Genomic DNA, 19,675 nt, shown 5'->3' on the forward strand with positions numbered 1-19,675 from the left:
GCGCGGGGTCAGACCAGGTTGGCGTCGCGCAGCAGTTGCCACAGGCCGGCGCCGTCCGGCGCGGAGAGCCACTTCTGCCCCACCGGCCCCGACGACGGGCGGCCGGCCGGGGCGGGCAGGGTGCCGGCCAGCACCGACTGCGTCGGGGAGAGCCGGCGGATCGCCACCCCGGCGACGTTCTCCGGGTGGGCGGCGGCGAACTCCCGGTAGATCTCCTGGTCGTGCTGGCCGTCGTCGCCGACCAGCAGCCAGCGCACGTCGGGAAACTCCCGGGCCAGCCGGGCCAGGGTGACCCGCTTGTGTTCCATTCCGCTGCGGAACCAGCGGTCGGCGGTCGGGCCCCAGTCGGTGAGCAGCAGCGGCCCGGCCGGGTAGAGGTGGCGGGACAGGAACCGGGTCAGGGTGGGCGCCACGTTCCACGCGCCGGTGGAGAGGTAGAAGACCGGGGCGCCGGGGTGCGCGGTGACCAGCCGCTCGTAGAGCACGGCCATGCCGGGCACGGCCGCGCGGGCGTGCTCGTCGAGCACGAACGTGTTCCACGCCGCGAGCAGCGGCCGGGGCAGCGCGGTCACCATCACCGTGTCGTCGATGTCGGAGATGATGCCGAACTTGACCTCCGGGTCGAGGATGCGCACCGGCGCGTCGACCGGCTCGGCGTCCGGGACGCTGAGCCGGACCGTGCCCCAGCCGGGTGGCAGGTCGGCCTCGACGAGCGTGTCGACGAAGCCGCTGCGGTCGGCCTGCGTCTCGTGCCGTACCCCGCCGGCCTCGATGGTCACCGTGACGTGCTTGTTGGGCAGGGTGGTGAAGCTGCGCCAGCCGCGGACCTTGTCCAGTCGACCCCGCTGCCGGGTGTCCGGTCGGCCCAGCAACACCCGGCACATCACCCGCACCCAGCCCGGGGCGCCATAACCGGTGTACGCGACGATGTTGACCCGCCAGCCGGTGCGCCGCAGCCGGCGCTGGACGAGCTGGTGCACGGCGTCCTCGATCCGCGCAGCCCGGTGCAGGTTCGGAACGGCCAGCTGGCCGGCGGGAGTGGGTGGCACGCGCCAACCCTGCCACACCTCGGCAGACACGGCCACGCGAGCAGACTCCGGCCGCGCCGAACCCGCCCGGCCGGCCACCCGAGCCGATCCCGGCCGCGCCGAACCCGCCCGGCCGGCCACCCGAGCCGATCCCGGCTGCGCCGATCCGGCCCGGCCCGCCCGCCGTCCGTGAAACACTCCGGTCGGGACGACGACGGGGGCGTTGGTCGTGTCGCATCCAGAGCAGCACCGTGGGCGACGGCGCCCACGACTCGACCGACCGGCGCTCGTCGCGCTGCTGTTCGGGCTGGCCGGCGTCGGTTATCGGCTGGTCCTGACACTGTTCACGGTGCCGGTCTCGAACAGCGACGAGGCCACCTTCGGCCTCGCCGCGCTGCACATCGGGCAGGGCCGGGAACGCCCGGTCTTCCTGTACGGCCAGCACTACATGGGGATGTTGGAGTCGTACCTGGCCGCACCCCTGGTGGCGGTGGCCGGGCCGAGCTGGCCGGTGCTGCGGCTGCCGATGCTCGTGCTGTACGCGCTGTTCCTCTACCTGATCCACCGGCTGACCCGCCGGCTCTGCACACCCTGGTTCGCCACAGTCGTCGTCGGCCTGCTCGCGCTCGGCGGCGAGCGGGTGGTCCGCGACCAGCTCACCGTCGTCGGTGGCCGACCGGAGGTGAAGCCGGCGGTGCTGCTGATGCTGCTGATCACGGTGGGGTTGGCGGCCGGCACGGTGCGCCGTCGGCGGCTCGCCGTGGCGCTGTTCGGCCTGCTCGTCGGGCTGGCCGCCTGGTCGGACTGGCTGATCCTGCCGTACCTGGCGGTGGCCGGGCTCGCCCTGGTGTGGGCGGTGCGGCGGGAACTGCTCGGCTGGTCCGGCCTGCTGCTGGTGGCCGGGGTCGTGGTCGGGATCGCGCCGATGGTCCTCGACAACCTGCGCGCCGGGCCGGGTGAGGACTCGCTGACCGTGTTCCGGGAGGTCAGCACCAAGGCCGGGCCGTCGCCGCCGTGGTCCGACCGGATCCGCGGCGGTCTGCTGGAGGGCGTACCGCTGGCACACGGGCTCTGCCCGGTGGAGGGTTGTGGACGCTGGCAGCAGTGGTTCGGGGTGGCGTACCCGGTGCTGCTGGTGGTCGGCGCGGCGCTCGCGGCACTCGCGTACCGCCGGGCGGCCGTGGGGCCACGCGGGGAACGGGTCGGGCCGGTCGTGCAGCTCGCGCTTGTGGCCGGTGCGGCGTTGACCCTGTTGTCGTACGTGCGCAGTCCGCTCGCCGCGACCAGCCCACTGGACAACGCCCGTTACCTGTCGGTGCTGCAACTGTCGCTGCCGGCGGTGCTCTGGCCGCTCTGGGTGGCGGCGCTGACCGCCTGGCGGGGCACCAGCAGCGTGCTCGGCCGGGTCGCCGGCGCGCTGTCCGCCGCCGTGCTTGTCGCCCTGACCGCGACCACGCTGGTGATCACCGTGCTCTTCGCGACCACCGGCACCGCCGCGTCGCGCACCGAGGAGCGCCAGGCCCGGGAGTTGGCCGCCGCGCTGCGCGCCAACGGCCCCCACCAGGTGTACGGGGACTACTGGACCTGCAACCGACTGATCTTCAACACGGACGAGACGGTGATCTGCGCGGTCCTCGACGGTGACCTGTCCCCCGGGCAGAACCGCTACCGCCCGTACTGGCGGCAGGTGGGGCGGGCCGCACGGCCGGGCTACGTGGTGGAGGTCGACTCCCCGATGGACCGGCGGCTGCGCCGGCTGCTCGCCGACCGGGCCGACACCACACCGGTCCGGGAGGTCGGCGGCTATCGCGTGTACCACCCCGAGGCCCCGGTGCGGCCCTGGCGGTAACAGCGGGTCGTACGCTGGCCGGGCCGCCGTCCCGCCCATCGAGGAGACCCCGATGCTCATCCTGCTGCCGCCCTCGGAGGGCAAGGCCGACGCCGGCACCGGGCGGCGCTGGGCCCCGGAGCGACTCTCGCTGCCCGAGCTGAACCCGGCCCGCGAGCGGGTGCTGGACGCGCTGGTGACGCTGAGCGCCGGACCGGACGAGGCGACGGCGCGGGCGGCGCTCGGCCTCAGCGAGGGCCAGCGGGGCGAACTGCGCCGCAACGCCCGGCTGCGGGAGGCGGCCACCGCCCCGGCCGAGCGGCTCTACACCGGGGTGCTCTACGAGGCGCTGGAGCTGGCCTCGTTGCCGGTCGCGGCACAGCGGGCGGCCCGCCGGTCGATCCTGATCAGCTCCGGGCTGTGGGGCGCGGTGCGGCTGGCGGACCGGATCCCCCCGTACCGCTGCCCGATCGGTGCCCGCCTGCCGGGCGTCGGGGCGTTGTCGGCGTACTGGCGTCGGGAGCTGACACCGGCGGTGGACGCCGCCGCCGGCCGGGGCCCGGTGCTGGACCTGCGCTCCGGCGCGTACGCGGCCACCTGGACGCCGCGTGGGGAGCTGGCCGAACGGACCGTCACCGTGCGGGTGCTGCACGAGCGGGAGGTCGACGGCGTCCCGGTCCGCTCGGTGGTCAGCCACTTCAACAAGGCGACCAAGGGCCGGTTGGTCCGTGACCTGCTCGTCGCCGGTGCCCGACCGCGCTCCGCCAGAGAGTTGGTCGGCACGCTGCGGGAGTTGAAGCACACAGTCGAGGAGCAGGCCACCGCGCCCGGCCGCGTGCGGCAGGTCGACCTGGTGGTCGCCGACCTGTAGCGGAGGGGCGGCAGCCGCAAGATTTGCTCAAGGCTGGGCCGGAGGAGTTCCGTAACGGCGGCAAACCGGCCACGGTAGGGGAACCCAGACTCCGACGAGGGAGCCTTCGTTGACCCGCGAACCCGCCCTGCTCGACCGGCCGCGCTCGGCGGCGCCACCCCCGCTGGACTGGCTGACGCTGGGCGACGCGTTCGAGGCCGCCTGCCTGCTGCGCTGCACACCGTCGCCGACCGCCGCCCGGCCGAACGCGGCGCTCCCCGCGCACCTGCCGGGGGTGGAGTTCAACCGGGAGGACGCCGCGCAGCGGATGCGGCAGTTGCTCGCCCGGCTGGACATCCCGGTCACCCACGAGGTCGCCGTCGGGGGTCTGCGCCGCCGCTACGAGCTGCACCGGCTCTGGGTGCCCCAGGAGCAACGCGGCACGTACGCCCGGATGTTGGACGCGGGCTGGTGGCAGGGGCGGCGTGAGCTGCTCGGTGGGCCGCTCCCCGGCGCCTCGCCGGCACGCCGGCGGCTGGTGACCCGACTCGCGGCGGCGGCCTGGCGTTCCGCGCTGCTGGCGGCCGGCCGACACGTCCGCCGGCACATCCTCGGTGTGCGGCTCGGCGACCGGGAGTTGGCGGCGGTGCTGATCCGCGGCGCCGCCGTGCTCGACGTTCCGGCCCGGCTGAGCGCGGGCACCGGCTGTTTCCTGGTCAGCGTGGCCGACGGCCCGGACCGGACGCGGATCCTGAGCAACGCGAAGCTGGAGCCGGCCCGCCCGGCCTGCTGACCGGCGCGCGGGCCGCACCCGTCCGGCCCACCGCCCGTCCGACCCACCTCCCGTAGGGAGCTTGCGCGCACCGGTCCGACGGCGCACAGTGCATCGCGTGAGACGTACCTCATCCCGCCGGCCCCGGCGTCACCGGGCGAGGCTGGCGGCCCTGTTGACGGTGCTGCTGACCGCGTCCGCGAGCTCCGCCGGTTGCCAGGACGCCCCCACCGAGCCGATGTTGATCCGGATCGCCACCGGCAGCACCACCGCCGTCTACTACGCGTTCGGGCAGTCGCTGGCGGCCATCCTCAACCGGGAACTGCCCGACGTCGACGCCCGCGTGGTGGTCACCGCCGCCTCCGCGGAGAACGTCCAACTTGTCGAGTCCGGCCGGGCGGAGCTGGGCTTCACCCAGGCCGACGTCCTGCCCACCAGCACCGCGGGAAGCTCCTCGGTCCAGGCGGTCGCCCGGGTGTACGACGACCAGCTGCACCTGGTCACCACGGCTGGAGGGCCGGTGCGCACGCTCGACGACCTGCGCGGCCGGCGAGTCTCCGTCGGCGCACCCCGATCGGGCACCGAGATCACCGCGACCCGGCTGCTGGAGGTGGCCCGCCTCGACGGCGACGCGGTACGCCGTACGCGGCTCGGGCTGGACGACTCGGTAACGGCGCTGCGCTCCGGCCAGATCGACGCGTTCTTCTTCTCCGGCGGGCTGCCGGTGTGGGGCATCGAGAACCTGGCCCGGCAGCGTGCCACCCGGATCGTGGACCTCAGCGAATGGACCGAGCAGCTGAGCTCGTGCTACGGCCAGGTGTACGTCTCCCGGGACATCCCCCGCTCCGTGTACGGGGTGGACGCGGTGACCACGGTGGCCGACCCGAACTATCTGATCGTCAGCGCCAGCCTGCCGGAGCCGTTGGTCCGGGAGGTGACCCGCCTGCTGATGGACGGGCGGGCCGAGCTGGCCGCCGCGCATCCCGCGGCGGGGCGGATGAGCCCCCGCTCGGCGATCGTCACCGCGCCGCTGACGCTGCACCCCGGCGCCGCCGCCTGGTACCGGGAGGCCAAACCCTGACGCCGGGTGTTACCGCGTCAGGGTGGACCGCCGATCCGTGACCGGCACGTCGTCCACCGGCTCCGCCGCGGGCTCGGGCTCGGGCTCCGGCGCTGGCTCGGGCTCGGGCTCCGGCGCGGGGAACCACAGGGCGGCCACCAGCCCGCGCGTCTCCCCCGGGCGCATGGTGAGCCGACCGTCGGACGCGTCCACCAGCACGGCGGCGATGGTCAGGCCGAGCCCCGCGCCGTCCACGTTCTGCGCGTCCGGCGCCCGCCAGAACCGCTCGGTCGCCTGGCCGAGCTGACTCCCGGTCATGCCCGGGCCGGAGTCGCGCACCTCCAGGGCCACCCCGTCGTCGCGGCGGGCCACGGTCACCGTCACCGCCCCGCCGGCCCCGCTGAACTTCACCGCGTTGTCGATGAGCGCGTCCAGCGCCTGGTCGACGGCGGTCGGCACGGTCTGGGCGTACGCCGGGGCGTCGGTGGTGGTCAGCCGCAACGCGACGGAACGGTGCCGGGCCAGCGGCGCCCACGCGGCCACCCGGGACGCGGCCACCGCGGCGGCGTCCACGGTGACCCGCTCGTTCTCCTCCCGTTCGGCGCGGGCGAGGGTCAGCAGCGCGTCGAGGACCAACGCCAACCGGTCGGTCTCCTCCAGGGCCAGCCGGTGCTCGGATCGGCCCTCCGGGTCGGTGAGGCTGGGGCCCAGTTCCTCCACCCGCAGCCGCAGCGCGGTGAGCGGGTTGCGCAGCTGGTGGCTGGCGTGCGCGACGAAGGCACGCTGCCGGTCCATCACATCGGAGACCACGTCGGCCATGTGGTTGAAGCTGGCCGCCAGGCGACGTAGCTCCGGCGGGCCCGGACGCTGCTGCACCCGGGCACCCCGGTCGCCCTCGGCGATCTCGTGGGTGACCGCGTCCAGCTCGGTGACCGGGCGCAGCACCCAACCGGCCAACCCGAACGCGGTGAGCACGCAGGCCAGCACGGCGAGCAGGCCGGCCAGGGCGAGCAGCAGCCACCAGACGGTGACCGCCCGGCGGATCGGGTCGGCGGGGGTCACGATCAGCACCGCGCCGAGCACCTCACCACCGTCGTTGATCGGCACCGCCACCACCACCGGACCGGTCGTCCACGGCCACACCAGCTCGGGGGCGCTGGTCTGCTGCCCGGACAGCGCCATGTTCAGCACCGACGCGGCCCCCACACCGTGCTGCCAGCTCGGCGACGCGACAGATGTGCTCCCGTCCCGGTCGACGATCGCCGCACCGATCCCGTAGAGATCGTCGTAGCTGGTCAGCTCCGACTCGATCGGACCCGGCCCACCGTCGCGTAGCGCCGGCCCGGCCAGCGAGGCGAACCGGGTCGCGTCGGCGAGCCGGTCGGCACGGACCTGTTCGGTTTCGCGACTGGCCATGGTGACCGCCAACGGCGTCTCCAACGCGATGAGGACGAGCACCATCAGCAGCAGGTAGCTGATCACCAGTCGACGACGCATGTCCGCCCCTCACGCATCGCGCAGCCGGTAGCCGACGCCACGGACGGTCTCCACCAGCCGGGCGTCGCCGAGTTTGCCGCGCAGGGACCCGACGTGCACCTCGACGGTGTGCCGGTCGGCCCAGGTGGTGCCCCAGGCGTCCAGCAGGATGCGGTCGCGGGGCACCGCCACCCCCGGCTGGCGGGCCAGCGAGAGCAGCACGTCGAACTCCTTGCGGGTCAGCGTGACGACCCGGCCGTCCACGGTCACCGTCCGGGCGGTCACGTCGATGTGCACCGAACCGGCCTGGATGAGGTGCCGCTGCGGTGCGGCGTTCGCGGCCCGGCGCAGCACCGCCTCGATCCGGGCCTGCAACTCCACCATCGAGAACGGCTTGACGACGTAGTCGTCCGCGCCGAGACGCAGGCCCAGCACCCGGTCGCGTTCCTCACCCCGCGCGGTCACCGCGATGATGCCGAGCTGGCTGCTGCGCCGGCGCAACTCCCGGCACAGGTCGGTGCCGTCGCCGTCGGGCAGGGTCAGGTCGAGCAGCACCAGGTCGCACGGGGCGGCGGAGAGCGCGGCGGCGACGGTGGCGGCGTGCTCGACCTCGTACCCCCGGCGGGTGAGGGCGGAGGAGAGCGCGGCGGCCACCCGGCGGTCGTCCTCCACCAGCAGGATCCGCACCCGTGCCCCCGTCCGTCGCAGCGCTGTTCTGCGAATGGTGGCAGAAACGCGCACCCGGCGGAAAGCCGCGTGTCGGGTCGGGCCTACAGGCCGAAGACGTCGTCGGCGGTGGCGTCCCGGACGCCGTCGGTGAAACCGCGGAAACCCGGGTCGTCGTGGCTGGCCGGCACGCTGGTGACGGTGACCCCGCCCGCCTGGGTGACCGCGTCGACCAGGGGCGGATAGTCGATCTCGGCGTCGTTGAAGGCGTCGTCGTCCGCCTCGGCCAGGTTGATCACGTGTTGTACGTCATCGGACGGGGTGTCCGGGTCCTCGGCCCACTCACCACCGGCCCGGTAGCACTCGTCGTACAGCGCGCGCTGGCTGTCGGTCCAGTCGTCGTCGTAGCTCTGCATCGCCCATCCCTCCGCGGCCCTTGACCTGAGCATGCCCGGATCGGGGCGACGGGCGCGGCGGTACCGGGGAAAACCGGGCGAGCGTGCCGACGGCACCCCCGTAGGCTGCGACGGTGATCTACAAACTGTTGTCGAGCGCGGAATGGGACGACGCCCTCGCCGCGGGCGCCTTTCCCGGCTCCGCCGTGGACCGGCAGGACGGTTTCATCCACCTCTCCGGCGCCGACCAGGTGGTGGAGACGGCGCGACGGCACTTCGCCGGCGCGACCGGGTTGACCCTGCTGAGCGTGGCGGAGGACCGGCTGGGTGACACGCTGCGCTGGGAGCCGTCGCGCGGCGGGCAGCTCTTCCCGCACGTGTACGGCCCGCTGCCGGTCACGGCGGTCGTCGCGGCGCAGGCGTTGCCGGCGGACACTCCGGCCGCCGACGCGGTGGCCGCGCTGCTGGGCTGAGCCGGTCGCGCCCGGCCCGAGAGGTGTCGGGCCGGGCGCGCAACGCACAACGGAACTCAGCGGCACAGCCGCACACCGGGGCTCAGCGGCACAGCCGCACACCGGGGCTCAGCGGCACAGCCGCACACCGGGGCTCAGCGGCAGAGGCGGTCGATCTCCTCCTGAAACCGGTCCATCGGGTTCGCCTCGGCCGGGCCGAGCAGGTAGGTCTTCAGCTCGCGGCGGGCCTCGGTCATCGGGTCGTCGCCGGCCCGGGTCAGCGCCACGATCTTCTCCAACTCGCCGCAGTCCTTGGAGAGCAGGTACGCGGCCCGAGCCGTCGGGTACTCCCGGCGGAAGTCGTCGTCCGACAGGCCGGACGGGTTGGCCACCACGTACGGCCGCTGACTCTGCACGAAGTCGGAGACCACACTGGACACGTCGCTGATCAGCAGGTCGGTCTGGTTGAAGCAGTCGAACAGCGCCGGCGTGCGGCCGGTGACCACCAGGTGCGCGGTGCCGTCCAGGGAGGACGCGTTCGGGTCGCCACCGGCGGCGCGGATGGCCGCCACGACCCGGTCGTGCACCGCCCTGGCCGCCCTGGACCGCGACCCGGTGAGCGGGTGCGGCTTGTAGATCAGACGCAGCCGGGGCGTCGTGGCGAGCAGCCCCTTGACGATCCGCTCACCCATCAGCACCAGCGAGGTGTGGTACGGGTCGTCGTCGAGCCAGCCCTCCCAGGTGGGGGCGTAGAGCACGGTGAACGGCCGGTCCACGAACTCGGCGCCGAAGGTGTGCACGCCGGCGAGCTGCGGGCGGCCGATCTCGACGATGTCCGAGTCGAGCACGCCCACACCGGCGCGCGCGTAGCGCTCCCGGCCGGCCAGGCCGGCGACCCAGACCTCGTCGTACACCTTGCTGTAGGGGTTGACGCTGGCCTGCTTGTCGCTGTCGCCGTGCCCGACGAAGACGTGCTTCGTGCCCGGCTCACGGAGCATGTGGATGTTCGCGCCGACGTTCGCGGAGTAGAGCGCGGCGCGGATGCCGGTGAGGTCGAGGTTCATGAAGTCGACACCGGCCGGCACGCAGATCACCGGCAGCCGGGTGTCGGCCAACTCCAGGAACGCGTCCCGGTTGCGCAGCAGCACCACCGCGCGCTGCTGGAGCGCCTCGGTCGGGGCGAGCCACATGTTGGCCTGGTAGACGTCCTTGGCCGGCCCGGCGAAGTAGAGCGCCACCTCGGGCCGGTAGGTGTCCAGCCAGCGCTGCACGGCGGGCAGCAGCGGCCCCTCCCCCGTGCTCCGGCCCCGGCCGCGCAGCCAGGTCAGCGCGGTGATGGCGCCCACCAGGCCGGTCGCCACGACCGCCACCGCGGCGGCGGCGAAGAACGGCGTCGAGTCGTGCTGCACCGCGGCGGCCACGGCGGCCGGCACCAGCAGCAGGTTGAGCAGGGGCATCCGGTCACCGGTGACCGCCGCCACCCAGGCCGGCAGTTGCGGGGCGGAGCGCAGCTCACCCAGCTCGATGTTGCGCACCATGGCGGAGAGCGGGTTTCGACGCTCGATCATGATGGAGAGCGCCCCGGCGAAGACCGACACGACCCACACCGCGGCCGGCAGCGCCAGCAGCAGGGTCAGCTCACCGCCGCTGAGCCGCACCTCGGCGGCGACCAGCAGCACGGCCGCGAGGTCCCGGGTCAGCTGCCGGTACGACCAGTGCAGACCCACCTTCTCCAACAGCAGCAGCGATGGGGGTGACCAGCGGGCGACGGCGAACTCGCCGATGATGGCGGCCAACCCGGCGACGGCGAAGAGGCCGACCCAGCCGAATACGCCGCCGACGAGCATGACCAGGTAGGCCAGTACCAGTAGCGCACAGTGGGCGGCCACTCCGAGGCGTCCTGTCAACGTGCCGAACAAACGAGTTCGCTCCCTACGAGATTTCATTGCGGGCTGAGCCCGTGCTGGGTCGACGTCACTCCCCCGTGGCGCAGCGGGTCAACCGCGGCCGGCTGCGCGTGACTGCGACCTTAACGCGAGGGGACAGGCTGGTGTCGCTCGGGTATCCCGCACCATTTCGGGCAAAGTCCCGTGCTTCGGCGCACCCGACACCGCCTCGGCGTCGGATGCCCGGCACCGGGTGCGGTGCTCAGTCGGCCCGTCCGAAGCAGGTCATCGCCCCGGGTGCCGGGCGCGTGGCGAACTCCTGGTAGCCGAGCTGCGGGGCGGTGGCGCGGGCGTACTGGTTGCCGTTGTAGACGCAGATGGTGCCGACGTCCAGGCGGTCCAGCGCCGGCGTCAACTCGGCCGGCGACGGACTGGCCGTACCGTCGGCGAACTCGGCCAGCAGCAGCCGGTCCTTGGCGAACTGGGAGGTGAGGTCGTACTCGACGAGGTAGAAGTCGCGGGGCAGGACGACCCGGACCTCGCTTGTCACGATCGGCACTGTCCGCATGATCGTCTTCGGCGCGAGCAGCATGCCCTGCGGGCGGTCCAGTCCCTTGATCCAGAAGGCGATCTTCTGCCGTTGCTGCGGGAGCTTCCAGGTGGGGCGCGAGTGCGTGTCGACCCAACTCTTCGGCGACCACATCGGGGTGGCGAACAGCGCGAACGAGGCGACCAGCAGCACCGCGATCCCGCCGGCCGCCGCGCGGTTGAGGGCCGGTCTCGGTGTCGGCACGCGCACGGTGCTGAGCAGACCGATGAGCGTCGGCAGGGCGAGCAGCCACGGTACGCGCCAGAGCACCACCGAGATGCCACTCAACGCGCTCATCACCTCCAGCACGCCGGGCACGAACATCACGCTCAACGCCAGCGTGGCACCGGCGGCGAGCAACGCGGGCGTACGCCGACGGGCCAGCAGTGGGCCGCACCACAGCGCCAGGCCGCTGATCACGCCCACCACCCCGAACAGCAGCGTCCGCCGGTAGGTGTAGGCCGCGTCGAAGAAGGCGTCGTCCGCGCCCTCGGCGGTCATCCCGCCGAGCAGCAGGCGGGAGACCACGAGCGAGCCGATCGGGTACGCGAGGGCGGCGACGGCCGCGACGACGGCGGCCTTCCACCGGCCGACCAGCAGCATGGCGAAGCCGGCGGCGCCCACGAGCATCGGCAGGATGATCGCCGCGGTGTTGGTGAGGCCGATCGCGGTGATCGAGAGCGCCACGATGAGCACCAGGCTGCGCCGCGACCGGTTGTCGAACCATTCGGTCAGGTAGAGCCACATCAGCGGAATGACCGCCGAGACGAACATGCCCTTGCCCTCGTGCAGCCGCAGGAGGTGGAACGTGCCCAGCGCAGCGTCCGCGCCGGCGACGAGGTACAGGTACGCGATGGCCACGGTGAAGGCGAGCACCGGACGGCGCGGGGCCCACCGGTGCGTCAACCGCCAGAGTGCCAGCGCCGCGAGCACCGCCATGATCGGCAGCAGCACGTACCAGAGGGCCGAAGCGGCGTGGATGCCGACGACGTTGGCGAACGCACCGTCGAAGACCTCGATCGACGGGATCGGCGGCTGCGAGCCCATCGCCGGCAGCACGTTCTCGGAGAACAGGAAGTCGTTGAGCGGGATCAGGTCACGCTCGGCGATCCAGACCGACTTGCCGACGTAGTAGACGTCGTCGGGGGTGTTGCGGGCCAGGAAGAACGAGGAGATCCCGACCAGCCCGGAGATGACGAGCGCGTACGCCGACTGCCCCGCGGTCGGCGCCGGGGCGGCGGTGGTGGACGGCGGGCCGCCCAGCCAGGCCCGGCGGACCAGCAGCATCCCGCCGATCGCCGCGAGCAGGCCGGTCACCGCCGGGATCCACCACCAGACGGTGACCTTGGGCCCGGCGACAACACCGGCGGAGACGGCGGCCACTGCGGCGGCGACCGGCACCCCGATCAGCAGGCGGCGGTCGACGGCGGGCCGCGCGCCGCTCGGCTCGGCCGGTGCGCTGTCGGCCGACGCGGCCGGCTCGTCGCTCACGGCCGGGGTGCCGGCGAGCCGGCGGCGGGCACGCAGCAGGGCCACGACCGCGAGCACCGCGCAGGCCACCAGCCAGATCCGGAAGGTCACCGACGGGCGCAGGTCACCCAGGAAGGCCAGGTGGTACAGCACGGTGAAGAGCGCGAACGCCAGCACGGCACCATCGGTGAACAGCGCCGGGGCGACGGCCACGAGCGCGCGTACCCGGGACGTCGCCGCGCGGCGGCCGACCGGGGGCGGTGCCGGCTCCGGGGGTGTCGGGTCCGAATCGGCGGGCGCTACGGCGATGCTGTCGACGTTGGCCACGGGCGTCCTTACTCGTCAGACGGATGCGGGGGTCGGCGCGGTGCGGGCCGGGTGACACGGGGCAGCGTAGCGGAATCGGACAGCGGGACCGCCGCTGCGGGCGACGGAGTGTCGGAGGCTGGTCACCCCGATATCGGGGCTGCTCGGGGGCGGGATAGGGCGCCGTCGGCGCCGAGCCCGGCGGCCACGGATTCGACCAGGTTGTCGAGGTAGCTGTCGGTGAGTGGGAGGCGGGCGATGGCCAGCCGCCAGTAGAGCGGGCCCACGATGAGGTCGATCGCCGCGTCCGGGTCGGTGTCGGCGGGCAGTTCGCCGCGCTGCACGGCGTGGGTGACCAGGCGACCGCCGATCTCCTGCTGCCGGGCGTGCAACACCTGACGCAGGGTCGCGTCGATGCTGGGGTTGCGGGCCGCCTCGGCCAGCAGGTCCGGGATGATCTGCGACGCCAGCGGGTGGCGCAGCGCGTGCGCCACCGCCTGGAACAGCAGCGCCAGGTCACCGCGCAGGGTGCCGGTGTCCAGTGCCGGCAGCTTGCCGTGCGCCGCCGCGGCGACGATCTCCAGCACCAGGTCGAGCTTGGAGTTCCACCGTCGGTAGATCGCCGTCTTGCTGACGCCGGCGCGACGAGCCACCGCCTCGATGGAGAGCCGGCCGTAGCCGACCGCGGCCAACTCCTGCGTCAGCGCGCGCCGGATGGCCGTGGTGATTTCGCCACGGAGCACGGCCGCGCCGGCCGGGGCACGCCTCTTCTCGGTCGTCACCAGGAACTCTTATCGCAGGTCACGGTGCCCAGAGTAGCGCAACGACGATACGGTTGCGTCCCGACGTGTTTCGGACTACTGTCCACGCAGCGACGAGGCGGCGCCCCGCGCACATCTCCCACTAGGATCCCATCGTCGCGAGCTACCCCGTCTGCACGAAAGATCGGAGCGCCATTTCCATGGCCACCACCGCGCTGGTCGACCCCGACACGGGCCTGACCCAGGCGCAGCTGGCCGCTCGGCACGGGCTACGGGTCGCCGGTGAGCGCCCCAGCGTCGTCGAGTACAGCCGCCAACTATGGGCCTACCGGCACTTCATCGCCGCGTACGCCAACGCCAAGCTGGTCGCCTCGTACAGCAACGCCAAACTGGGCCAGCTCTGGCAGGTGCTCACCCCGCTGACCAACGCGGCGGTCTACTACCTGATCTTCGGGGTGGTGCTGGCACAGAACGACATGCCGAACTACATCGCCTACCTCACCACCGGGCTGTTCATCTTCAACTTCACCCAGAGCGCGGTCCTGGCCGGCACCCAGGCGATCAGCAGCAACCTGGGGCTGATCCGGGCGCTGCACTTCCCCCGCGCCAGCCTGCCGCTGTCCACGACATTGACGCAGTTCCAGCAACTGCTGGCGTCGATGGTGGTGCTGATCGGCATCGTGCTGGTCACCGGGGAACCGATCACGCTGGAGTGGCTGCTGCTGGTGCCGGCCCTGTTCCTCCAGGCGGTGTTCAACGCCGGCGTCGTCCTCGTGGTGGCGCGGTTGGGCAGCAAGTCGAGCGACCTGAAGCAGGTCATGCCGTTCATCATGCGCACCTGGATGTACGGCTCCGGCGTGCTCTACAGCGTCAGCCTCTTCGAGCGGCTGCCGAGCTGGGCGACGACGCTCGTGCAGTACAACCCGCTGCTCGTCTACATCGAGCTTGCGCGGTACACGCTGCTGGAGGAAGCACCGCTGCTCAACGAGTCGCTGGCCCAGCTCTGGCTGGTCGGCGCTGGGTGGGCACTGCTCGCCGGCCTGGGCGGTTTCATCTACTTCTGGCGCGGCGAACAGGAGTACGGCCGTGGTTGAGCACTTCGAGGCCCCCACCGAGGCGACCGCGACGATGACCGCGTCGCAGGAGCGCATCCCGACCGTCGTGGTCGACGACGCGCACATCATCTACCGGGTGCACCAGGGTGCCGGCGGTGGCACCACGCCGGTGGCCGCGCTGCGCCGGCTGGTCAAGCGCACACACGCCCCGAACATCCGGGAGGTGCACGCGGTCAAGGGAATCTCCTTCACCGCGTACCGGGGCGAGGCGATCGGGCTGATCGGCAGCAACGGCTCCGGCAAGTCCACCATCCTGCGGGCCATCGCCGGCCTGCTGCCGGTCAACCGGGGCGCGATCCACACCCAGGGGCAACCGTCGCTGCTGGGCGTGAACGCCGCCCTGCTCAACGACCTCTCCGGCGAGCGCAACGTCACCCTCGGTTGCCTGGCCATGGGCATGCACCCGGACGACGTGGCCCAGCAGGCCGCCGGGATCATCGAGTTCTCCGGGATCAACGAGCGGGGCGACTTCGCCAGCCTGCCGATGCGGACGTACTCCTCGGGCATGGCGGCCCGGCTGCGGTTCTCCATCGCCGCCGCGAAGAAGCACGACGTGCTGCTCATCGACGAGGCGCTCGCCACCGGCGACAAGGGCTTCCGCAAGCGCAGCGAGCAGCGGGTGCGCGAGCTGCGGGAGGGCGCGGGCACGGTGTTCCTCGTCAGCCACCAGCTCTCCTCGGTACGCGACACCTGCGAACGAACGATCTGGCTGGAATCGGGCGTCCTGCGGATGGACGGGCCCACCGACGAGGTCATCCGGGCCTACGAGGCGTACGCGAACAGCAAGTAGACCGCCGCATCGACACGGCACCACGGACCGCGTCGCCCGCATTGGGGCGGCGCGGTCCACGCGTTAAGGTTCATCCCGTCGCCACTCGGGCGGAACCTTCCGTTAACGCATCCGAAGAGAGTGAGGATCCGGCAATGACGCAGGACCAGACCACCGGCCCGGACGCCGTGGCGGAGACCCCGACGCCGTGGCGGCCCTCGCGGACGGTGGCCGTGGTTCTGGCCGGAGGCACCGGGACGCGGCTGGGCCTCGGCATCCCCAAGCAGCTGCTGAAGATCGCCGGCAAGCCGATCATCGAGCACACCCTGGCGGTCTTCGAGGCGGCACCGGAGATCGACGAGATCATCGTGCTGATGGCGACCGGCCACGTCGACGACGCCCGGCAGATCGTCGAGAAGGCCGGCCTGCGCAAGGTCACCAAGGTGATCGAGGGCGGTGACACCCGCAACGCCACCACCCGGATCGCACTGGACGCGGTCGGCCCGGCGGACTGCAACATCCTCTTCCACGACGCGGTACGCCCGCTGCTCAGTGGCCGGATCGTGCGCGAGTGCGTCAACGCGCTGTGGACCTACGACGCCGTGGACGTGGCCATCCCGTCCGCGGACACGATCATCCAGGTGGACGACAACGACTGCATCACCGACATCCCGGTGCGCTCCCGGCTGCGCCGCGGGCAGACCCCGCAGGCGTTCCGCTCCCCGACCATCCGCGAGGCGTACCGGATCGCCGAGGACGACCCCCACTTCGCCGCCACCGACGACTGCGGCGTGGTCCTGCGGTACCTGCCCGGCACCCCGATCAAGGTGATCGACGGCTCCGACGAGAACATCAAGGTCACCCACCCGGTCGACGTGCACCTGGCGGACAAGCTCTTCCAGCTCGCCGCGGCGCAGGCACCCCGGCTGACCGACCACCGCAGCTACTCCGAGGAGCTGACCGGCCGCACCATCGTGGTGTTCGGCGGCAGCTACGGCATCGGCCACGAGCTGGCGGAGCTGGCCCGACGCTACGGCGCACAGGTCTTCCCGTTCAGCCGTTCGGGCACCGGCACCCACGTGGAGCGGGCCGCGGACGTCGAGGCCGCGCTGACCACCGCCTTCGAGGCCACCGGCCGGATCGACCACGTGGTGGTCACCGCCGGGGTCCTGGAGAAGGGCGCCCTCGCCGAGATGGACGAGGAGACGATGGACCGGGTGCTCCAGGTCAACTTCGTCGGCCCGGTGACCATCGCCCGGCAGGCCCTGCCCTACCTCCAGCAGACCAAGGGCCAACTGCTGCTCTACACGTCCAGCTCCTACACCCGGGGGCGGGCCCGCTACGCGCTGTACTCGGCCACCAAGGCCGCGCTCGTCAACCTGACCCAGGCGCTCGCCGACGAGTGGGCCGACGTCGGCGTCCGCGTCAACTGCATCAACCCGGAGCGGACCGCCACGCCGATGCGCACGCGGGCCTTCGGCGAGGAGCCGGAGCACACCCTGCTCGCCGCGGAGGCCGTCGCCCAGTCGTCACTGGACGTGCTGATCTCCGACCTGACCGGCCAGGTCATCGACGTACGCCGGGCGCCCGGCGACGGGCCCACGCCGAGCGTGCCGGTCCAGACCGGGCCGAGTCAGGTCCAGGCGACGGCCGGCGCGACGCCGACGAGCTGACCCCGACCGGCGGCGGAACCACGAACGGAGCGACATGCGCGGCGACCTGGTCCGAAAGCTGGCCGCCCGGTGCCTGAGCACCGGCTTGGCGGTGCTGGCCTTTGTCGTGCTGGCGCTCACCGGCGCCACCGGCTGGGGGCTGGCGTTGGCCGTCGCCGCGCTGGCCGCCTCGGCCGCCGAGCAGCGGATCCGACCCACCGCCGACCTCGTCGCGGAGACGACGCTGATCGCCGCCGCGATCCTGGTCGGCTACTCCCGACGGCTGGACGACGGGCTCAGCCTCACCCTTGTCGCCACCGCCCTGGTCCTGCTGGGGCTGGTGCTGCTGGTGGGGCCTCTGCGTACCGCCGGCAACCTGGAGATCCGCGCGGCCAACCTGCCGGTCCGCGCCTGGACGCCGCTGGTCGCCGACCGGCTCGGCACCATCCTGCTCGGGTTGCTCGCCGTCCTGACGCTCGCCGCCGCGCTCACCCTGCCGGCCGGTGTGGCGTTGGCCGCGAGCCTGCTGGTCGGCGTCGGCACCGGTGTGGTCGCCCTGGACCTGGCCCGGCGGCGCTTGCGGCCGGGAGCCGGTGGCGGGCCGGTGGCTCGGGCGCTGCGCCGGCACCAGCCGGAGTTCCTGCTCTACTTCTCCGCGCCGCCCGGCTCGGAATACCAGGTCACCATGTGGCTGCCGTACCTGCAACGGATCGGCCGGCCGTTCCTGGTCGTGCTGCGCGAGCCGGAGTTCCTGGCCCCGATCGCCGCGGCCACCGACGCGCCGGTGGTCTACTGCCCCACCCTGCGGGCGATGGACGAGGCGCTCGTGCCGAGCCTGCGGGCGGCGTTCTACGTCAACCACGGCGCGAAGAACAGCCACTGCATCCGCTTCACCCAGCTCACCCACGTGCAACTGCACCACGGCGACAGCGACAAGGCGCCGAGCGCCAACCCGGTGTCGGGGATCTTCGACCGGATCTTCGTGGCCGGGCCGGCGGCGATCGACAGGTACGCCCGTGCCGGCGTGCGGATCCCGGCGGACAAGTTCGTGGTGGTGGGCCGCCCGCAGGTCGAGTCGATCCAGGTACGCCCGGAGCCGGCCCGGGGGTTGGCGCATCCGACTGTGCTGTACACGCCGACGTGGACCGGGCACCACGCCGACGCCGACTACTGCTCGCTGCCGGTGGCCGAGGGGCTGCTGCGGCGGCTGCTGGAGCGCGGCGCGACAGTGATCCTGCGGGCCCACCCGTACACGGCGCAGAACCCGGCCTCGGCCCGTCAGTTGGGCCGGCTGACCGAGCTGCTGGTCGCCGATCGGGCCAGCAGCGGTCGCCCGCACGTGGTCGGTGCGGCGGCCCGCGAGCTGAGCCTGACCGAGTGCGTGAACTCCTCGGACGCGCTGGTCTCGGACGTGTCCGGGGTCATCTCGGACTACCTCTACTCCAGCAAGCCGTACGCGGTCACCGACATGGGTGACGAGGGCGACCGGTTCACCGAACGTTTCCCGCTGGCCGCGTCGGGTTACGTGCTGCGTCGGGACATGTCCAACCTGGACGGTGTGCTGACCGCGCTGCTGGACACCGATCCGCTGGCCGCGGAACGCTGGACCACCCGCCGGCGTTACCTGGGTGACTTCCCCGCCGAGTCGTACGCCGAGGCGTTCCTGACCGCCGCCCGTCGGGAGTTGGCGGCGACGGAGGCCGACCCGGCGGAACGTTCGCCGCAGCTCTCCCCCCTCGCCTGACCGGGACTGTCGGCCCAGGGACGCTCGGGGAACCTCAGCGGTACGCGTCCAGCAGCGCCAGCACGGCCGCCGGGTCCTGCACGTGCGCGTTGTGTCCGAGGCCGGGCAGCGTGGCGACAGGTACGCCGTACTCCTTGAGCTGTGCGTCGGTGACCATCGGGTCGTGCTCGCCGCGCGCCAGCAGCACCGGGGCGTCGGTCGCCGCCAGCAGCGCACCGAGGTCGGGCTCGCCGACGGCGAAGGCGTGGGGATCCATGGCGAGACGCCACCTGCCGTCGACCTGACGAAGGCCGGCGTCCACCACCGGGTGGTCCGGCGGGAGCAGGCCGGCCAGCCCGGAGACGCGCAGGTAGCGGCGGGCCGCCTCATTGCGGCTGGCGAACCAGCTCACCGGGCGGGCGGCGAGCTCGGCGGCGCGGTCCAGCTCGGCGGGTGACCAGAGCGCCTTGATGCCGAACCCGACCACGGCGTCCACAGGCATCCCGGCGTCCCGCGCGGCCAACGCGAGGCCGACCACGCCGCCCAGCGAGTGCCCGAGCACGACGAGCCGGTCGTCGGGGGCGAGTGCCTGCGCGATCCGCTGGGCGAGACCGGCGAAGGAGTACGACGGCAGCGGCGGTGCCCAGCCGTGGCCGGCGAGGTCCGGTGCCAGCCACCGGCCGGGCCAGTGTCGTTCCAGGTGCGGCGCCCAGGGCAGCCACACGTCACCGGTCGTCCCCATGCCGTGCAACAGCAGCAGGACCGGCCGTCGACCGGCGTGACCACCCGACTCATCCACCACGGCCGCAGTCTCGCACGGTTCGCTGTCCCGGACGAGAGTCGTCGACGGGGGCGTACCCGGGCCAGCGGGAGAGAC

The 19,675-nt window shown here is 72.8% G+C and carries 17 protein-coding genes; 9 read left to right on the top strand and 8 right to left on the bottom strand.

All coding sequences use genetic code 11. The annotated features are described in order from the left end of the window. Positions 1 to 8: 8 nt before the first annotated feature. A complete protein-coding gene (locus ACGFIQ_RS32455) occupies positions 9 to 1,049 on the bottom strand; it encodes an App1 family protein (protein WP_393249520.1) in 1,041 nt (346 codons plus the stop codon). A gap of 208 nt (positions 1,050 to 1,257) precedes the next feature. Between ACGFIQ_RS32455 and ACGFIQ_RS32460 the strand changes: the two genes are divergently transcribed. The 4 genes from ACGFIQ_RS32460 (at position 1,258) to ACGFIQ_RS32475 (ending at position 5,559) form a co-directional block, all read left to right on the top strand. Further along, the gene (locus tag ACGFIQ_RS32460) at positions 1,258 to 2,877 is read left to right on the top strand and encodes an ArnT family glycosyltransferase (protein ID WP_393249522.1); all 1,620 of its coding nucleotides are present in this window, start codon (positions 1,258 to 1,260) and stop codon (positions 2,875 to 2,877) included. A gap of 52 nt (positions 2,878 to 2,929) precedes the next feature. Next, on the top strand, positions 2,930 to 3,727 hold the full coding sequence (gene yaaA / locus ACGFIQ_RS32465) for a peroxide stress protein YaaA (protein ID WP_393249524.1): 798 nt from the start codon (positions 2,930 to 2,932) through the stop codon (positions 3,725 to 3,727). Positions 3,728 to 3,836: 109 nt separating this feature from the next. Continuing rightward, positions 3,837 to 4,499: a hypothetical protein gene (locus ACGFIQ_RS32470; RefSeq protein WP_393249526.1), complete on the top strand. Its 663-nt coding sequence runs from the start codon at positions 3,837 to 3,839 to the stop codon at positions 4,497 to 4,499. A 97-nt stretch (positions 4,500 to 4,596) separates the two neighbouring features. Continuing rightward, positions 4,597 to 5,559 carry a TAXI family TRAP transporter solute-binding subunit gene (locus ACGFIQ_RS32475; protein WP_393249528.1) on the top strand — a complete coding sequence of 321 codons (963 nt, stop codon included), beginning with the start codon at positions 4,597 to 4,599 and terminating at the stop codon, positions 5,557 to 5,559. A gap of 9 nt (positions 5,560 to 5,568) precedes the next feature. Here ACGFIQ_RS32475 and ACGFIQ_RS32480 read toward each other — a convergent pair whose 3' ends face one another. From ACGFIQ_RS32480 to ACGFIQ_RS32490, 3 genes are all read right to left on the bottom strand, one after another. Beyond that, positions 5,569 to 7,035, bottom strand: a complete 1,467-nt coding sequence (locus ACGFIQ_RS32480; protein WP_393249530.1) for an ATP-binding protein — start codon at positions 7,033 to 7,035, stop codon at positions 5,569 to 5,571. 9 nt (positions 7,036 to 7,044) lie between these two features. Further along, the gene (locus ACGFIQ_RS32485) at positions 7,045 to 7,701 is read right to left on the bottom strand and encodes a response regulator transcription factor (protein ID WP_393249532.1); all 657 of its coding nucleotides are present in this window, start codon (positions 7,699 to 7,701) and stop codon (positions 7,045 to 7,047) included. A gap of 83 nt (positions 7,702 to 7,784) precedes the next feature. Further along, positions 7,785 to 8,096 carry a hypothetical protein gene (locus tag ACGFIQ_RS32490; RefSeq protein WP_393249534.1) on the bottom strand — a complete coding sequence of 104 codons (312 nt, stop codon included), beginning with the start codon at positions 8,094 to 8,096 and terminating at the stop codon, positions 7,785 to 7,787. Positions 8,097 to 8,209: 113 nt separating this feature from the next. Here ACGFIQ_RS32490 and ACGFIQ_RS32495 point away from each other — a divergent pair, with 113 nt between their 5' ends. Next, positions 8,210 to 8,548: a DUF952 domain-containing protein gene (locus ACGFIQ_RS32495; protein ID WP_393249536.1), complete on the top strand. Its 339-nt coding sequence runs from the start codon at positions 8,210 to 8,212 to the stop codon at positions 8,546 to 8,548. A 134-nt stretch (positions 8,549 to 8,682) separates the two neighbouring features. Here ACGFIQ_RS32495 and ACGFIQ_RS32500 read toward each other — a convergent pair whose 3' ends face one another. The 3 genes from ACGFIQ_RS32500 to ACGFIQ_RS32510 form a co-directional block, all read right to left on the bottom strand. Continuing rightward, positions 8,683 to 10,446 (bottom strand): CDP-glycerol glycerophosphotransferase family protein, encoded by a 1,764-nt coding sequence (locus ACGFIQ_RS32500; RefSeq protein ID WP_393249538.1) that lies wholly within the window; start codon positions 10,444 to 10,446, stop codon positions 8,683 to 8,685. A 229-nt stretch (positions 10,447 to 10,675) separates the two neighbouring features. Beyond that, positions 10,676 to 12,799, bottom strand: coding sequence for a DUF6077 domain-containing protein (locus ACGFIQ_RS32505; RefSeq protein ID WP_393249540.1), 2,124 nt, complete (start codon positions 12,797 to 12,799; stop codon positions 10,676 to 10,678). Between the two features lie 122 nt (positions 12,800 to 12,921). After that, on the bottom strand, positions 12,922 to 13,560 hold the full coding sequence (locus ACGFIQ_RS32510) for a TetR/AcrR family transcriptional regulator (protein WP_393249542.1): 639 nt from the start codon (positions 13,558 to 13,560) through the stop codon (positions 12,922 to 12,924). Positions 13,561 to 13,739: 179 nt separating this feature from the next. On the opposite strand from ACGFIQ_RS32510, the gene ACGFIQ_RS32515 reads away from it, so the two are divergent. The 4 genes from ACGFIQ_RS32515 to ACGFIQ_RS32530 all read left to right on the top strand — a co-directional run bounded on the left by ACGFIQ_RS32515 (position 13,740) and on the right by ACGFIQ_RS32530 (position 18,819). After that, positions 13,740 to 14,633, top strand: a complete 894-nt coding sequence (locus ACGFIQ_RS32515; RefSeq protein WP_393249544.1) for an ABC transporter permease — start codon at positions 13,740 to 13,742, stop codon at positions 14,631 to 14,633. Between the two features lie 34 nt (positions 14,634 to 14,667). Next, on the top strand, positions 14,668 to 15,444 hold the full coding sequence (locus ACGFIQ_RS32520) for an ABC transporter ATP-binding protein (protein WP_393249576.1): 777 nt from the start codon (positions 14,668 to 14,670) through the stop codon (positions 15,442 to 15,444). A 134-nt stretch (positions 15,445 to 15,578) separates the two neighbouring features. Beyond that, the gene (locus ACGFIQ_RS32525) at positions 15,579 to 17,096 is read left to right on the top strand and encodes a D-ribitol-5-phosphate cytidylyltransferase (protein ID WP_393249546.1); all 1,518 of its coding nucleotides are present in this window, start codon (positions 15,579 to 15,581) and stop codon (positions 17,094 to 17,096) included. A 34-nt stretch (positions 17,097 to 17,130) separates the two neighbouring features. Next, a complete protein-coding gene (locus tag ACGFIQ_RS32530) occupies positions 17,131 to 18,819 on the top strand; it encodes a CDP-glycerol glycerophosphotransferase family protein (protein WP_393249548.1) in 1,689 nt (562 codons plus the stop codon). A 34-nt stretch (positions 18,820 to 18,853) separates the two neighbouring features. Here ACGFIQ_RS32530 and ACGFIQ_RS32535 read toward each other — a convergent pair whose 3' ends face one another. Next, positions 18,854 to 19,600 carry an alpha/beta fold hydrolase gene (locus tag ACGFIQ_RS32535; protein ID WP_393249550.1) on the bottom strand — a complete coding sequence of 249 codons (747 nt, stop codon included), beginning with the start codon at positions 19,598 to 19,600 and terminating at the stop codon, positions 18,854 to 18,856. Between the last annotated feature and the right edge of the window lie 75 nt (positions 19,601 to 19,675).

It is taken from the genome of Micromonospora sp. NPDC048898 (assembly GCF_043198035.1).
Lineage (GTDB): Bacteria > Actinomycetota > Actinomycetes > Mycobacteriales > Micromonosporaceae > Micromonospora.

Excerpts from the sequence above, each read along its gene's own strand:
- ACGFIQ_RS32490 (WP_393249534.1), bottom strand. The coding sequence starts at position 8,096 with ATGCAGAGCTACGACGACGACTGGACCGACAGCCAGCGCGCGCTGTAC.
- ACGFIQ_RS32530 (WP_393249548.1), top strand. The coding sequence starts at position 17,131 with ATGCGCGGCGACCTGGTCCGAAAGCTGGCCGCCCGGTGCCTGAGCACC.
- yaaA (WP_393249524.1), top strand. The coding sequence starts at position 2,930 with ATGCTCATCCTGCTGCCGCCCTCGGAGGGCAAGGCCGACGCCGGCACC.
- ACGFIQ_RS32515 (WP_393249544.1), top strand. The coding sequence starts at position 13,740 with ATGGCCACCACCGCGCTGGTCGACCCCGACACGGGCCTGACCCAGGCG.
- ACGFIQ_RS32520 (WP_393249576.1), top strand. The coding sequence starts at position 14,668 with ATGACCGCGTCGCAGGAGCGCATCCCGACCGTCGTGGTCGACGACGCG.
- ACGFIQ_RS32480 (WP_393249530.1), bottom strand. The coding sequence starts at position 7,035 with ATGCGTCGTCGACTGGTGATCAGCTACCTGCTGCTGATGGTGCTCGTC.
- ACGFIQ_RS32525 (WP_393249546.1), top strand. The coding sequence starts at position 15,579 with ATGACGCAGGACCAGACCACCGGCCCGGACGCCGTGGCGGAGACCCCG.